The sequence below is a fragment of the Stenotrophomonas sp. genome (assembly GCF_032066555.1).
In the GTDB taxonomy this organism is placed as follows: Bacteria; Pseudomonadota; Gammaproteobacteria; order Xanthomonadales; family Xanthomonadaceae; genus Stenotrophomonas.
Window position 1 is genome coordinate 211,952 of the sequence record NZ_DAMBKV010000003.1, and the last position, 13,328, is coordinate 225,279.

The 13,328-nt window shown below is 65.2% G+C and carries 15 protein-coding genes; 2 read left to right on the forward strand and 13 right to left on the reverse strand.

Annotated features, from left to right (window positions below; genetic code table 11):
• Nucleotides 1-119 precede the first annotated feature (119 nt).
• The 3 genes from RT131_RS05915 to RT131_RS05925 form a co-directional block, all read right to left on the reverse strand.
• Nucleotides 120-1,055 carry an MBL fold metallo-hydrolase gene (locus RT131_RS05915; RefSeq protein ID WP_313171116.1) on the reverse strand — a complete coding sequence of 312 codons (936 nt, stop codon included), beginning with the start codon at nucleotides 1,053-1,055 and terminating at the stop codon, nucleotides 120-122.
• An 85-nt stretch (nucleotides 1,056-1,140) separates the two neighbouring features.
• Complete coding sequence (locus RT131_RS05920; RefSeq protein ID WP_313171118.1) at nucleotides 1,141-1,434, reverse strand: hypothetical protein; 294 nt, start codon at nucleotides 1,432-1,434, stop codon at nucleotides 1,141-1,143.
• 22 nt (nucleotides 1,435-1,456) lie between these two features.
• A complete protein-coding gene (locus tag RT131_RS05925) occupies nucleotides 1,457-2,758 on the reverse strand; it encodes a tryptophan--tRNA ligase (RefSeq protein WP_313171120.1) in 1,302 nt (433 codons plus the stop codon).
• A 121-nt stretch (nucleotides 2,759-2,879) separates the two neighbouring features.
• Here RT131_RS05925 and RT131_RS05930 point away from each other — a divergent pair, with 121 nt between their 5' ends.
• Nucleotides 2,880-3,707: a hypothetical protein gene (locus tag RT131_RS05930; protein WP_313171122.1), complete on the forward strand. Its 828-nt coding sequence runs from the start codon at nucleotides 2,880-2,882 to the stop codon at nucleotides 3,705-3,707.
• 199 nt (nucleotides 3,708-3,906) lie between these two features.
• On the opposite strand, the gene RT131_RS05935 is transcribed toward RT131_RS05930, so the two are convergent.
• The 5 genes from RT131_RS05935 to RT131_RS05955 form a co-directional block, all read right to left on the reverse strand.
• A complete protein-coding gene (locus tag RT131_RS05935; protein WP_313171124.1) occupies nucleotides 3,907-4,128 on the reverse strand; it encodes a CsbD family protein in 222 nt (73 codons plus the stop codon).
• Between the two features lie 191 nt (nucleotides 4,129-4,319).
• Nucleotides 4,320-4,457 carry an entericidin A/B family lipoprotein gene (locus RT131_RS05940; RefSeq protein ID WP_303748520.1) on the reverse strand — a complete coding sequence of 46 codons (138 nt, stop codon included), beginning with the start codon at nucleotides 4,455-4,457 and terminating at the stop codon, nucleotides 4,320-4,322.
• 54 nt (nucleotides 4,458-4,511) lie between these two features.
• Nucleotides 4,512-4,667 carry an entericidin A/B family lipoprotein gene (locus RT131_RS05945; protein ID WP_313171127.1) on the reverse strand — a complete coding sequence of 52 codons (156 nt, stop codon included), beginning with the start codon at nucleotides 4,665-4,667 and terminating at the stop codon, nucleotides 4,512-4,514.
• 141 nt (nucleotides 4,668-4,808) lie between these two features.
• Nucleotides 4,809-5,729, reverse strand: a complete 921-nt coding sequence (rocF, locus tag RT131_RS05950) for an arginase (protein WP_313171129.1) — start codon at nucleotides 5,727-5,729, stop codon at nucleotides 4,809-4,811.
• Nucleotides 5,730-5,911: 182 nt separating this feature from the next.
• Nucleotides 5,912-7,555: a mechanosensitive ion channel family protein gene (locus RT131_RS05955; protein ID WP_313171131.1), complete on the reverse strand. Its 1,644-nt coding sequence runs from the start codon at nucleotides 7,553-7,555 to the stop codon at nucleotides 5,912-5,914.
• A 389-nt stretch (nucleotides 7,556-7,944) separates the two neighbouring features.
• On the opposite strand from RT131_RS05955, the gene RT131_RS05960 reads away from it, so the two are divergent.
• The gene (locus RT131_RS05960) at nucleotides 7,945-9,153 is read left to right on the forward strand and encodes an NnrS family protein (RefSeq protein WP_313171133.1); all 1,209 of its coding nucleotides are present in this window, start codon (nucleotides 7,945-7,947) and stop codon (nucleotides 9,151-9,153) included.
• Between the two features lie 43 nt (nucleotides 9,154-9,196).
• Here RT131_RS05960 and RT131_RS05965 read toward each other — a convergent pair whose 3' ends face one another.
• From RT131_RS05965 to RT131_RS05985, 5 genes are read right to left on the reverse strand one after another with little or no spacing between them, the layout of a single operon-like run.
• Nucleotides 9,197-9,862 carry an ATP-binding cassette domain-containing protein gene (locus RT131_RS05965; RefSeq protein ID WP_313171134.1) on the reverse strand — a complete coding sequence of 222 codons (666 nt, stop codon included), beginning with the start codon at nucleotides 9,860-9,862 and terminating at the stop codon, nucleotides 9,197-9,199.
• A complete protein-coding gene (gene modB, locus RT131_RS05970; RefSeq protein ID WP_312915057.1) occupies nucleotides 9,852-10,535 on the reverse strand; it encodes a molybdate ABC transporter permease subunit in 684 nt (227 codons plus the stop codon). The genes RT131_RS05965 and modB overlap by 11 nt, the downstream gene beginning before the upstream one ends.
• A gap of 2 nt (nucleotides 10,536-10,537) precedes the next feature.
• Nucleotides 10,538-11,278 carry a molybdate ABC transporter substrate-binding protein gene (gene modA, locus RT131_RS05975; protein WP_197606660.1) on the reverse strand — a complete coding sequence of 247 codons (741 nt, stop codon included), beginning with the start codon at nucleotides 11,276-11,278 and terminating at the stop codon, nucleotides 10,538-10,540.
• A gap of 21 nt (nucleotides 11,279-11,299) precedes the next feature.
• Complete coding sequence (locus RT131_RS05980) at nucleotides 11,300-12,076, reverse strand: helix-turn-helix domain-containing protein (protein WP_197606663.1); 777 nt, start codon at nucleotides 12,074-12,076, stop codon at nucleotides 11,300-11,302.
• 7 nt (nucleotides 12,077-12,083) lie between these two features.
• Nucleotides 12,084-13,295 carry a coproporphyrinogen III oxidase gene (locus tag RT131_RS05985; RefSeq protein WP_313171136.1) on the reverse strand — a complete coding sequence of 404 codons (1,212 nt, stop codon included), beginning with the start codon at nucleotides 13,293-13,295 and terminating at the stop codon, nucleotides 12,084-12,086.
• Nucleotides 13,296-13,328 lie beyond the last annotated feature (33 nt).

Sequence of the window (13,328 nt, forward strand, 5' to 3'; positions counted from 1 at the left end):
GAGGGTTGGGGAGGGGTTGGCTTCACCGCCTCTGCTCTGGTCGTGGCTTCGCGGCTGACGCCGCTCCTGCATTGATCTTCGGCATTGTCGGGAAAGCCTCTGCCGAGCATGGCTCGGCACTACCGGCGTTTTTCGCGATCCAGCCAACAGGCCAGGCCTTGCGCGTTGAGCTCGATATCCATTGCCAGTACCCGCAGCACTTCAGATGCGTCCAGCGGGCTGCCCTGCAATCTCAAGCGCGCTACATACAGCGCACCCAGCGCATCCACCAGCAGTCGATGGCGCTCCGGTTCGCCGTTGCAGCGCTGTGCGATCGCCACCATTGCGTCGATCTGCGCGTGCAGTTCCTGCGCCAACCGCGCCGTGCCTTCGACCCGGCCGTAATGGGTCAGGTACATCCCCTCCGGTGACTCCTGCATCAAGCGCAGGATCGAGGCATGCATCGCCTCCGGCTCGAACTGCACCGGTGAGGAGGTGGGAATGATGAAAGCACCACCAGCGTGGTCCAGCTCGCGATACGACAGGCCAAAGGTGTCGCCGGTGAACCAGCTGCGACTGGCCGCATCCCACACGCAGAAGTGATGCCGTGCATGTCCCGGCGTATCCACGCAGACCAGCTCGCGACCCGCCAACAAAACCCGATGCCCGTCCTCGGCAACCACCACGCGCTCGGCCGGTACCGGCACGATCTGGCCGTAGCTGCGCGCCATCTCGGCTTCGCCATACACCGCCGTTGCACCGGCGATCAGCCGGGTGGGGTCGATCATGTGCTGGGCGCCACGCGGGTGCACGACCAAGCGCGCATTGGGCAGCTGCTGCATCAGCGCACCGGCACCGCCGGCATGATCCAGATGCACATGGGTGACGATCAGCCAGTCGATATCCGCAGGCGTCAGCCCCGCCTGGGCAACGCAGGCCAGCAGATTCGGCAGCGAATGTGTGGTGCCGCAATCGACAAACGCGCCGCGTCCATCCTGCACGATCAGGTAGGCCGCATCGAAGTGATCGCGCTGGAACGCGGTATCGATGGTGTGGATGCCATGGGCAAGGGACATGCGGCAACTCCGGCAGAAACTGGCTTCGATCCTGCCAGTCGCTGCTGCGTCACTCAACCCGGACTTTTGTCGCAGCCGCGTCAGCTCAGCGCTGCAGTACGCGCGGACGCAGCAACAATGCCAGCACCATTACCGCCAGAAAGCCGCCGTAGGCATACAGCACGGCCAGGATCTGCTTCCACAGGCCTTCGGCCACCTCGGTGGCGCCCACGTGGTAACCCCACAGCATGAAGCCGATGCTGGCCACCAGGGCCAGCACCAGCATCGCTGCATCAAACAAGGTGCGTGTGCGTGTGCGCGGCTGGCGCGGGAACCACCAGTACAGCGCCCCCATCACGCAGAACCAGGGGAGAAACAACAACAACGACAACCAGGCCATCGACGTGCTCCTCCGCAGGTGTTTACTCCTTCGCTGCAGCCTCGCGCAGTTCGCGCAACGCCGCCAGCACCGGCTCCACTTCCACTTCGACCTTGAACAACTCGCTCTGCAGCGCATCGCCCTGCTCGGCCTGCTTGAGCACGGCGATCAACTGGCCGGCATCGCGCGGCGAGTCAAAGCCCTCGCTCTGGATCAGCAGCGTGCCTTCGCCATCAAGCAGCTTGAAATAGAAGCGGCCGTCCTTCTCACGGTACTGCTTGAACAGCGGCAACGCCGCCTTGGCAGCGGCCGCCGCCTTGGGCTTGTCACCGGCGGCGGACAGGTCACGCAGGCCGACGGCGTGGCGCAGCTCCTTCAGCAGCGGGATGGCGAACTGCTCGCGCAGCTGCTGGCCACGCTTGCGCAGGATGGCTTCGATCTTCTCGGGCTCGGCCATCAAGGCGTTGTAGCGCTCGCGCAGCGGCGACAGCTCGGCGTCGATGCGCTCGAACAGCTGCTGCTTGGCGTCGCCCCAGCTGATGCCGTCGGCAAAGGCCTTGGCAAAGGCAGCGGTCTGCTCCGGGCTGGCGAAGGCCTGGTACATCTGGAACAGCGCCGAGCCCTCGGTGTCCTTGGGCTCGCCGGGCAGGCGCGAGTCGGTGAGGATGGAGAACACCAGCTTCTTCAGCTCCTCGCGCGGCACGAACAGCGGGATGGTGTTGCTGTAACTCTTGCTCATCTTGCGGCCGTCCAGGCCGGCCAGGGTGGCCACCTGTTCGTCGATGATCACTTCCGGCAGGGCAAAGTATTCCTTGCCGTAGACGTGGTTGAAGCGCTGGGCGAAATCGCGCGCCATCTCGATGTGCTGGATCTGGTCACGACCCACCGGCACCTTGTTGGCGTTGAAGATCAGGATGTCGGCGGCCATCAGCACCGGGTACATGAACAGGCCGGCGCTGACGCCTGCGTCGTCGTCCAGCTGCTCCTCGCGGTTCTTGTCCACCGCCGCCTTGTAGGCATGGGCGCGGTTGAGGATGCCCTTGCTGGCGACCACGGTGAGGAACCACATCAGCTCGGTGGTTTCCGGGATGTCGCTCTGCCGGTAGAACCACACCTTGTCCGGGTCCAGGCCGCAGGCCAGCCAGCTGGCCGCGATCTCCAGGGTCGAACGCTGGGTGCGCTCGGGCTCCTGCGCCTTGATCAGGCTGTGCAGGTCGGCCAGGAAGAAGAAGCTCTCGATATCCGAGGCCTGGCTGGCGGCAATGGCCGGGCGGATCGCGCCGACGTAGTTGCCGAGATGGGGAGTGCCGGAGGGGGTGATGCCGGTGAGGACGCGGGTAGTCATGTAAACCAAGCTGACGAGCGGATGAACCGGGCCAGTGTAACCGCCCCAGCCTGTCCCCGCCCTCAACCCCATTGCCCGCACCCGGCCGTTTGAGGTCATGTACCCCGCCAAGGAGCCTGCCATGTACCGTTTTCTAGCCAGTGTGTTGTCGGTTGTCGCGCTATGCGGGTTCAGCCCGGTACGGCCAGCAGATGATGGCCCGGTGCTGCTGTCGGTGATCGACCGTGACGACGGACGGGAGCTGGACCTGTACCCGCACCGCGGCCAGCAATGGGTGGCCGGCAGCCCGGGTCACCGCTACAGCGTGCGCATGCAGAACCGCAGCGGCGAGCGCGTGCTGGTGGTGCTGTCGGTGGATGGGGTGAATGCCATCACCGGCCAGACCGCCTCACCCAGCCAGTCCGGCTATGTGCTGGAGCCCTGGCAGAGCAGCGAGATCACCGGCTGGCGCAAGTCCAATGCCGAGGTCGCGCAGTTCGTGTTCACCGCCTCCAGCGACAGCTATGCCAGCCGCACCGGCCGCCCGGCCAATGTCGGGGTGATCGGCATCGCCGTGTTCAACGAGGCGCGCCGGCCGGTGTATGACGTGCGCCCACTGCCAGCGCCAAGGCCCATGCCGCGACCGATGCCGCAGTACGAGGACCGCGCCGAGGCAAGTGCCAATGCCAGCGGACGCGCCGCCGAAGCCGCTGCGCCCAGCGCGATGGCCAAGAGCGAATCGCGGCAGCGCCTGGGTACCGGCCACGGTGAGCGTGAGTGGTCAAGTTCGTCATTGACCAGCTTCGAGCGTGCCAGCCGCAATCCGATACAGGTCAGCGAGGTGCGTTATGACTCGCGGCAGCGGCTGGTGGCGATGGGCATCCTGCCGCGCGGTTATCGTCACGTGGACAACTCGCCACAGGCGTTCCCCAGTGGTTTCGTGCCGGATCCGCCGGCGCGTGGCCGCTGAGCGAGAAACCAGACAGCCATTGATTTGTGGGAGCGGCGTAAGCCGCGAAGCTGACGCTGCTCAAGCTCTCAACAACCATGTCATCTGATGATGCCCTTGCTTCGCGGCTTACGCCGCTCCCACAAAGGCAAAAAAAGAAACCGATGCCAGAGGCATCGGTTTCTTGTTGAGGCAAGTAGCTTCTCTCAATCACCCCACATCAGTGGTAATCCGGGTATTCCTTGTGCAGCGCCTTCTGGAAGTCGCGCACTTCGGTTTCGGCGCGGTCCTTGGCCCAGCCGTAGCGTTCCTGCAGGCGACCTGCGAGGTATTCGGCGTTGCCTTCGGCCACCTTCATGTCGTCGTCGGTGATGTCGCCCCACTTGGCCTGCACCTTGCCCTTGAGCTGGGTCCACTTGCCGGAAATGATGTCTTTATTCATTACGCTGCTCCTTTCGGGGGATACGCGGTTGATTCGCGTGGGACCACTTTCGTCGACCCCCCGTTGGCGTCAGGTCCAAGTTTCGTTGTGCGTTGCTGACCTTGGTGAACGTCGCTTCAGCTAACGGATTACGAGCATGAAAAAGGCCGGCATTGCCGGCCTCCTTCATTCATCTGCAGGACCCTGCCGGATCAATGACCCTTGGCAGCATCCTCGACCTTTTCACCGGCCTTCTGGACGTCCTTGCCTGCGCCGGCAACGGTATTGCAACCAGCCAGCACTGCGACCGAGAACAGCGACAACATCATCAGGGCAACCAAACGCTTCATGTGTTTCTCCTGTGGTGGTTCCATCGGTGCGGTCCACAGCGGACCGCGTGTTCATCAGCACTTGCCGTCTTTGCAATCCTGCGCCTTGTCTTCGACCTTCTCACCGGCCTTCTGCATGTCCTTGCCAGCGCCCGCCACGGTATTGCAGCCGCTGAGCATGCCAACCGAGAACGCGCCCACCAGGGCCAACATCAACAGTCGCTTCGTCATTCGTCTCCTCCTCCCTTTCAAGGCCGATGCCGTGGCCGGTAACCGGCGGCAGGCACTTCGTGTGTGAAGACGAATCTGGCGGCTGGGCCGTGTGCTCCGCGTGAAGCCGCGCAGAACACGTTCAGTGATGTCGCCCGATTGTTAATCCCGCATCAGGGTGGATTTGCCGAACAGGCTCTCCACCAGGTCCACGGCCAGCTCGGCGGTGCGGTTCTGGTGATCCAGCAGCGGGTTCAGTTCGACGATGTCCAGCGAGCCCATCAAGCCGGTATCGGCAATCATCTCCATCACCAGCTGCGCCTCGCGGTAATTGACCCCGCCCGGCACCGTGGTGCCCACGCCCGGCGCGATACTGGGATCGAGGAAATCCACGTCGAAACTGACGTGCAGGTGGGTATTGGCGTCGATGCCATGCAGCGCCGCTTCCACCGTACGCTTCATGCCGGCTTCGTCGATATGGCGCATGTCGTAGACATCCACCCGGTGCTGCTTGATCAGGCGCTTTTCTTCCGGATCGACCGAGCGGATGCCGATCTGGTGCACCTGCCACGGCGCGATCGCCGGGGCGCTGCCACCGAGATGGGTCAGCCCTTCCGGGCCCAGGCCACACAGGCAGGCCACCGGCATGCCATGGATGTTGCCGGACGGGGTGACATCGGAAGTGTTGAAGTCCGAATGGGCGTCCAGCCACAGCACGCGCAGCTGCTTGCCCTGCTCACGGCACCAGCGCGCGACCGCGGTGATCGAGCCCACCCCCAGGCAGTGGTCGCCACCGAGCATGATCGGCAGGCGGCCATCCTGCAGTTCGGCATAGGTCGCTTCCATCAAGGCGTGGTTCCAGGCCACCACCTCGTCCAGATGGCGATAACCTTGCACCGGACCGGTCCACGGATTGCGCGGGCCATCCAGGTTGCCGACATCACGCACCTCCACGCCGCGTTCGGCCAGGGCCTCGGGCAGGCCGGCAATGCGCAGCGCCTCCGGCCCAAGACGCGCACCGCGCGCACCCGCGCCCACATCGGTAGGCACGCCAATCAGCGACACCGGACGAAAACCAGCCATACCACCTCCGTTGCAAATGAAAGCAGTTTAGCGAGCGGCACCTGAAAGACCTTGCGGCAGCGCGGCAAACCCTTGTGCTGCCTGCGTTCCGGCCCTTCCCCGCGGATCAGGGCCAGCGTAGCTGGGCGACATTGCAGCCGTGCACACGCCCGCGTTCAGTGCCTACCGTTCCCGCACGCAGCTCACGACACCGGCGGCTTGGGATCCCAATTGTCCGGCGTCACGATCTTGGGCAGCTCGGGGTCGGCGATGTAGTTGGGCGACATGATCTGTACCCCGGCCGCATTGAAGGCATCCTGGATGTTGGCGTGCAGCGCGCTGAGTATGTCCGCGCGCAGCGGCAGTTCAACGATGTGTACGCGCAGCACATAGGCTACGTAGAAGTCGTTGAGCGCGGTCTGCAACACGTAGGCAGGCGGTGCGTGCTGCACATGCCCGGTCCTGCCAGCCGCGTCCAGCAGCAGCCGATGCACCTGCCGCCACGGCGTGTCATAGCCGATGGTCACGCCGGTTTCCAGCCACATGCCGGCCGCCTGCGGGTCGCGCGAATAGTTCAGCAGCTTGCCGCTGAGCACATGCATGTTGGGCAGGCTGACCTCCACCCCGGTAAGGGTGCGGATGCGGGTGGTGAACAAACCGATCTGTATCACCTGCCCTTCCACATCCGCCACCTTGACCAGGTCGCCGACCGACATCGTCCTTGAATACAGCAGGGTGAAGCCCGCCGCTGCCTGGCCGACGATGCTCGATCCGCCCAGCGAAATCATCACGCCGAGCAGCACCGTCAGGCCCTTGAACGCATCACTGCCCGAGCCGGGCAGATAGGGATAGGCCATCACCAGCGCAAACAGCCAGATGCCCGCGACGATCAGCTTGCGGCTGGGTTCGGCCAGTTGGCGGTCGATGCCGAACAACTGGAAACGCCCATGCTGCACGCCGCGGAACAGGATGCCGATGATCTGGCTGGCCAAGCGTGCCAGCAGGAAAATGATCAGCGCCGTCACCAGCCCCGGGATCGCCGCCACACCCGCCCACAACCAGGCTTTGGCCTGGGCAGCGAGCCATAACGTCATCGTCGTTGCCCACGGCTGGGTGTAGTCGAACTGATGGAATACATAGCGCAGCCATTCCTCGGCCAGCACCAGCAGCGCCACCAGCAGCAACGCGCGCGACAACCAGTCGGCCAGCGCATTGGCCCCATGCAGCATCTGCCGTACCGGCACGCTACGCAGCGTCCCCGCCTTTTTACCCACCCAGGCCAGCATCGCCGCCCGCAGCTGACGTGCCAGCCAGGCCATCACCCAGGCCAGTGCGGCGGCCAGTGCCGTGGCGACAAGGCTGTGCAGCACACCGCGAAGCACCCGTCCCGGCGCACGCTCGCGCTCGGCGGCGGCGACCGCCTCGCCCAGCCGGCTGCGCACCTCCTCGCGTACCTGGGCCAGACTCTGGCCTTGCGCGGTATCCACATCGGCAGGCGTGATGAGGGTGACGACTTCCCCGCCGAGCAGCAGGATCGCACCGGCGGCTGTGTCGTTGAAGGTGACGCCGGGCGTACCCGGCTCCTCGACGATGCGTTTGATGTTGAATTCGGCAACCTGCGCCCGCTGCAAGGGCGAGCGGCCCATGAACGCGCTGCGGAAAGTCAGGATGTCGCGGTTGTAATAGCGCACCGTCGCCGGGGCCTGCGCCTGGGCGGTGCCTTCTTCGGTTGCAGCCAGCAGCGGCGCAGGTGCAAGCAGCAGCGAGGAACACAGCACAAGCAGCAGCCATGCCATCAAGGTGAACCCGCGTGCCAGTAGTGCTGTTTCGAGGCTGCTCCGGAACATCTTTCTGCTTCCCCGCAAGAAGAGATGACTTGCCGCTGGCGTGTTGCGTCGACCCGCTGCCAATCAGCCCCCACAGGCCGCAGGGTACGCCAGCTACGCCCGTGCTACATCATCGCACCGCGGCAGGCGGATTGCCTGCCATCACGATCTAGCCACTATCGTCCAGGGTGCACCACACTCGCCCGCAGCAACGTAGCCCGGGTAAGCGCAGCGCACCCGGGAAGAACGGTCCAGGCATCCGTATCCGCACCAACCGCCCCGGGTGCGCTGCGCTTACCCGGGCTACGGCCAGCCATTGATCTGGCGATGCTTGCCGCGGCTTTCTGCTGATGTTGCTGGCCTTGATATTGGTCAGTACCGGCGGCGACGGATGGGCGGATACTCGCTGCGTGGACACTTCCAGGACCCGCGTGCAGCTGTTCAATGCGCCACACCGGCTGCTGTTCTTCATTGGTGTCTGCAATCTCGGCCTGGCGATGGCTTGGTGGGCGCTCTGGCTGGCCGGCTTGCAGCTGGGCAGCCCCCTGCCCGTACCCGCCGTGCCGCCTGCCTGGCTGCATGGGCTGTGGATGCAGTACCTGGTGCTGCCCAGTTTCATCTTCGGCTTCCTGTTGACCGTGTTCCCGCGCTGGATGGGATTGCCTGCACTGCCGCGGTGGCAATACGCAGGCGTTGGTAGCGGACTGTTCGGCGCGCAGATCGCGCTGCTGACCGCCAGCAGCGGTTGGCAACCCGGGATGTGGTTGGCCCTGTTGCTGGCGGCGCTGGGATGGGCATTCGGGCTGGTCGTACTCGGCCGCCTGCTGTTGCAGGAGAAAGGCCGCACCTGGCATGCGTGGTCATGCTGGTCCGGCTTGCTGATGGGCTGGATCGGCCTGCTCGGTTTCGCCGCCGCTGCCACAGGCGCTGATATCCGCTGGCAGGCACTGAGCGTGTCGCTTGGCACCTTCGGGCTGTTGCTGCCGATCTACGCAAGCGTCGCCCACCGCATGTTTCCGTTCTTCGCCGGCAACGTGGTGCCGGGCTACCAGGCATGGCGGCCACCACAATGGTTGGCGATCCTGTGGGGACTGTGCCTGCTGCATCTGGCCGGGGAACAGCTGCAGCAGCCACTGGCGACGCTGCTGGCCGATGCGGGCCTGCTGCTGTTGTCGCTGTACTCGCTGTGGCGTTGGTGGCCGCGCGGACCCAAGCCGCCGCTGTTGAGCGTGCTTTTTTACGGACTGGCGTGGTGGCCACTGGCGATGCTGCTGTATCTGCTGCAGGACATAGCCGCGCTTGCCGGCCATACCGGCTGGCTGGAACGCGCACCGCTGCACGCCTTGGCGATCGGCTTGTTCGGCAGCCTGCTGGTGGCGATGGTCACCCGCGTTACCCAAGGCCATTCCGGGCGTGCACTGGTGATGCCGGTGGTCGCATGGGTCGCCCTGCTCGGCCTGCAACTGGTTGCAGTGCTGCGCATCCTGGCGGCGCTACTGGATGATCCCTGGCATTGGCATGCCGTCGCCGCCGCAGGCTGGCTGCTGGCGCTTGCGCCGTGGTTGCTGCGGTTGGGATGGATCTACTGGCGCCCGCGTGCGGATGGCAAAGCGGACTAAGCAACTGCATCCAACAAGCCGCACAGATCGCGCGGCACCGCGCTCAGACCTGCACGCGGCCATCAGCCAGATGCACCACCTGCTGGCCGAACATGTCCACGTCCTCCGGATCATGGCTGATCAGCAGCAGCGGGATGCCGGTCTGGTCCAGCACCGTTTCAAGCTCCTGGCGCAGATGCGCACGCAGGGCGTGGTCGAGTGCGGCGAACGGCTCATCCAGCAGCAGTGCCTGCGGCTTGGTCACCAGCGCCCGCGCCAAGGCGGTGCGCTGACGTTGGCCGCCGGAGATCTGCGACGGCAGCAGGTCACCGAGGTGATCGATGCGGAACGCCTGCAGCCATTGTTCCACTGCATCAACGCGGCGGGCGCGCGACGGATTCAACAGACCCTGCTGCAGGCCGAAGCCGACGTTCTGCCGCACCGTAAGGTGCGGGAACAAGGCGTAGTCCTGGAACACATAGCCGATGCGGCGCCGTTGTGGTGACAGATTGATGCCGGCAGCCGCATCGAACAGCGCTTGCCCGTGCATGCGGATCACGCCGGCGTCCGGCCGCAGCAATCCGGCCACTGCCTTCAAGGTCAAGCTTTTGCCCGCACCAGACGGGCCGAACAACACAACGTTGGGCTGTGTGCAACGCAAGGCCGCCTGCAGCTGGAACTGCTGTCCAGCCGCACTCAGTTGGCGCTGAACATCGAGCTCAAGCCACATTGCGCGCCCCTTCCTGCCGCCGCCCGACCAATCGCGCGGCAAGCAGCAGCACGCTGATGCAGACCAGCGAGGACAGCAGCACCAAGGCGTTGGCGCGACCGTCATTGCCGGCCTGCACCGCCTCGTAGATGGCGATGGACAAGGTCTGGGTGCGGCCGGGAATGCTGCCGGCGACCATGATGGTGGCGCCGAACTCACCCATCGCACGGGCGAACGCCAGCAGCAGGCCGGCAAGAATGCCGCGCCATGCCAGCGGCAAGGTCACCCGGAAGAACAGCGCCAGCTCGGACACGCCCAAGGTACGCGCGGCCTGCTCCAGCTGCCCATCCACATCCTCGAAGGCCGCACGCGCCGGCTTGAACACCAACGGAAACGACGCGACTGCGGCAGCAATCACCGCCGCCTGCCAGGTAAACACCAAATTGATGCCGAAGCTGTTTTCCAGCCATGCACCAAGCGGGCCCTTGCTACCGATCAGCACCAGCAGGTAATAGCCCAGCACCGTCGGCGGCAACACCATCGGCAGGGTGAATACCGTGTCCAGCAACTCACGGCCGGGAAAGCGCCGCCGCGCCAGCAAGGCACCAAATCCAACACCGAGCACGAGGTTGATCGCGGTCGCCCAGCCGGCCACCTTCAGCGACAACCACAGCGCGCTCCAGTCCAGATCCACCATCAAGGGCTGCCGAAGCCGTGCCTGTGCAGGATGGCCTGGCCCTGCGCCGAGCGCACGAAGGCGATGAAGCGCTTGGCTTCGGCGGCGTTGCGGCTGGTCTTCACCATTGCCAGCGGATAGCTGATGCCGCCTGCAACCGGCACCTGGAAGGCGCGCTGCACGCGCTCGCTCATCGCCTGCGCGTCGGTGGCGTAGACGAAGCCGGCATCCACTTCACCACGCGCCACATAGTCCAGTGACTGACGCACGTTCTGGGTGCTGATCATCTTGGCCTGCACTGCCGGCCACACACCGGCCTGCTGCAGCGCGCCGCGTGCGTAGCGGCCGACCGGCACGCTGTCGGGGTTGCCGATGGCAACGCGCTTCACATCGGCCCTGGCCAGTGCCGCCAACGTGGTCGGCTTGTTGCTGGCCTGCGGCGGCACTACCACCCACAGGCTGTTCTGCGCGAACACGTGCTCGGTCGTTGGATCAATCAGGCCTTCGGTGTTGGCCTGCGCCATCGTGGCCTGGTCGGCCGAGGCCAGCACATCGACCGGCGCGCCGCGTGCGATCTGCTGCAGCAAGGTGCCAGAGGCGGCAAAATTCAGGTCGACCTTCGTGCCCGGATTGGCCTTCTCGTACGCGCTGGATATCTCGCGGAAACTCTCGGTCAGGCTGGAAGCCGCCGAGACCGTCAGGTCAGCCGCGCCTGCCGGCAGTGTGGCGGCCAGCAACAACAACGCCCACAGCTTGTTCATGCATGCATCCTCGGTTGGGCGTCACTCGCTTGCGTCATCGGTGGCCGCCATCAGCGCCAGGCGCTCCGGTTGCAGCAGGATGATCTCGCGCTGCTTCACCGCGATGACTTCTTCGTCGCTCAAGCGCCGCAGCACCCGGCTGGCGGTTTCCGGGGCCATGCGCAGGTAGTTGGCGATCTCGGTGCGGGTCATGGTCAGGTTGAAGCGGTGTGCGGAAAATCCACGCCGCGCGTAGCGGTTGGAGATATCCAGCAGGAACGCGGCCATGCGCTCCTCGGTACGGTAATTGGCGGCCAGCAGCGCCGCCTTGCCGATCTCGGCGCTGAGCAGGCTGAACAGCTTGGCCTGCAAGCCAGGCATGCGACTGGCCAGCATGCTGATGCGCGGAAACGAGATGCGGCACAGATGCACGGTATCCAGCGCCACCGCATTGCAGGGATAGCGCGAACCGTGGATGGCATTCAGACCGATCACTTCGCCCGGCAGCGAAAAACCCAGCACCTGTTCATTGCCCAGGCTGTCGTCGACAAAGGTCTTGACCATGCCCGCACGCACCGCGGCGATTGCATCGAAGGGCTCACCCGCGCGGAAGATGTAATCACCGGCGTGGTACGGCCCGACGTGGTCGACCATCACGTGCAGCTCGTTCAGCGCGGTCTTGTCATAGCCCTGCGAGCTGCAGGCATCGGAGAACGCACAGGTCGTGCAGAAATGCAGCGCGTCACCGTCGCCGGCAGCGGCTGGATTGGGCGTCGCGGTTCCCAGAGGACCGCGCGGTGGGGGGGTGGGTGACGTCATTCCGTTTTCAAGCAACAGCGGCCAAGGGGCGGAAGCACGCTGCGATCATACGCCACAGCAGCTCACCTTCGTTCTGGATCAGCAGCATATCGCCGTCACGGCGCACCCAGCCGCGGTCGATGAACATGCCGACACGCGCCCATGCGTGCTCGAAACAGGCGTCGAATGGCTGCGCGTTGCGCCATTCGAAGGCGCGCATGTCCAGCGCGTGATCGCAGGCCAGGCTCTGCACCACCTCATCGGTCATACGTTCATGCTCGGAAAGAATAAGTCCGGAGGATATGCCAGGCTGGCCAACCACCAGGCAGGCGCGCCAATGGCTAGGCTCCGGCTCGATGCGGCAGATGACATCGCCGATCTGGCTGCAGGCGCCCACACCGATGCCGAGCAGGTCATGGCGCTCGCGCCGCGGTACCCCGAGCAGGTCGCAATGGCGCTGGCCGTCACCGTTGCGCAGCGGCATTGGCAGGTCCGGCCGCTGGTAGTGGTCGCCACCCAACGGGCGGTAGCCGGCCGCCCGCAGCAGCCGCCACGCCTGCAGCCAGTCCGCCGGCAACGGGTATTCGGGCAGCAAGGCAGGCGATGGCAGGATGATGCGTTCGGGTGCCAGCTCCAGCACACGCTGCAGCCGCTGCAGGAACGACACATCGGCGTAGCAGGGCACGCGCAGCTGGTAGTAACACGCGGTGAACGCGGCCTGCTGGGCTTGCGCCAGCATCGCCGGGCCATCGATGCCGGCATGGTCGATCACCGTCATCCGGGTACAGCCGACCTCGCGCAATGCAGCCGGTGCGACATCGCTGGCCGCATCCAGCCGCACCTCGACCTGCGGTCGGGCGATGGTGCACAGCTGCTCCGGCACCGCGTCCAACAGGCGGCCCAGCAGGGAGGGTGGCAGGTGCTCGACAATACCCGGCTGCAACACCATGGCCGCCACTTCGCGGTCGCTGGCCAGCATGTTGGCATGCAGGCGCAGGCATACCAACAAGGCATCCAGCACGTTCTCTGCGCGTTCCAGCTCATGTGGGGGTGCGCAGAAACCCAGGGTCAACGCACGTGGAATCAGATGCTCGTTGCTGGCCTGCATGGCCGCACGCCAACCCGCCTCGGCGAAGCCCGGGCTCAGCTCCGCCGGCGCCGGGAACAGCACGTGCGCGGGTTGTTGCAGCAATGCAACATGCAATGTGGCGTCATCCATCCCGGCGGTCTCTACTGACATGCAAGCATCCTCGCGCAGCGACCGCCGGGTTTC

Excerpts from the sequence above, each read along its gene's own strand:
- RT131_RS05915 (WP_313171116.1), bottom strand. The coding sequence starts at position 1,055 with ATGTCCCTTGCCCATGGCATCCACACCATCGATACCGCGTTCCAGCGC.
- RT131_RS05920 (WP_313171118.1), bottom strand. The coding sequence starts at position 1,434 with ATGGCCTGGTTGTCGTTGTTGTTGTTTCTCCCCTGGTTCTGCGTGATG.
- RT131_RS05925 (WP_313171120.1), bottom strand. The coding sequence starts at position 2,758 with ATGACTACCCGCGTCCTCACCGGCATCACCCCCTCCGGCACTCCCCAT.
- RT131_RS05930 (WP_313171122.1), top strand. The coding sequence starts at position 2,880 with ATGTACCGTTTTCTAGCCAGTGTGTTGTCGGTTGTCGCGCTATGCGGG.
- RT131_RS05935 (WP_313171124.1), bottom strand. The coding sequence starts at position 4,128 with ATGAATAAAGACATCATTTCCGGCAAGTGGACCCAGCTCAAGGGCAAG.
- RT131_RS05940 (WP_303748520.1), bottom strand. The coding sequence starts at position 4,457 with ATGAAGCGTTTGGTTGCCCTGATGATGTTGTCGCTGTTCTCGGTCGCA.
- RT131_RS05945 (WP_313171127.1), bottom strand. The coding sequence starts at position 4,667 with ATGACGAAGCGACTGTTGATGTTGGCCCTGGTGGGCGCGTTCTCGGTT.
- rocF (WP_313171129.1), bottom strand. The coding sequence starts at position 5,729 with ATGGCTGGTTTTCGTCCGGTGTCGCTGATTGGCGTGCCTACCGATGTG.
- RT131_RS05955 (WP_313171131.1), bottom strand. The coding sequence starts at position 7,555 with ATGTTCCGGAGCAGCCTCGAAACAGCACTACTGGCACGCGGGTTCACC.
- RT131_RS05965 (WP_313171134.1), bottom strand. The coding sequence starts at position 9,862 with ATGTGGCTTGAGCTCGATGTTCAGCGCCAACTGAGTGCGGCTGGACAG.
- modA (WP_197606660.1), bottom strand. The coding sequence starts at position 11,278 with ATGAACAAGCTGTGGGCGTTGTTGTTGCTGGCCGCCACACTGCCGGCA.
- RT131_RS05980 (WP_197606663.1), bottom strand. The coding sequence starts at position 12,076 with ATGACGTCACCCACCCCCCCACCGCGCGGTCCTCTGGGAACCGCGACG.
- RT131_RS05985 (WP_313171136.1), bottom strand. The coding sequence starts at position 13,295 with ATGTCAGTAGAGACCGCCGGGATGGATGACGCCACATTGCATGTTGCA.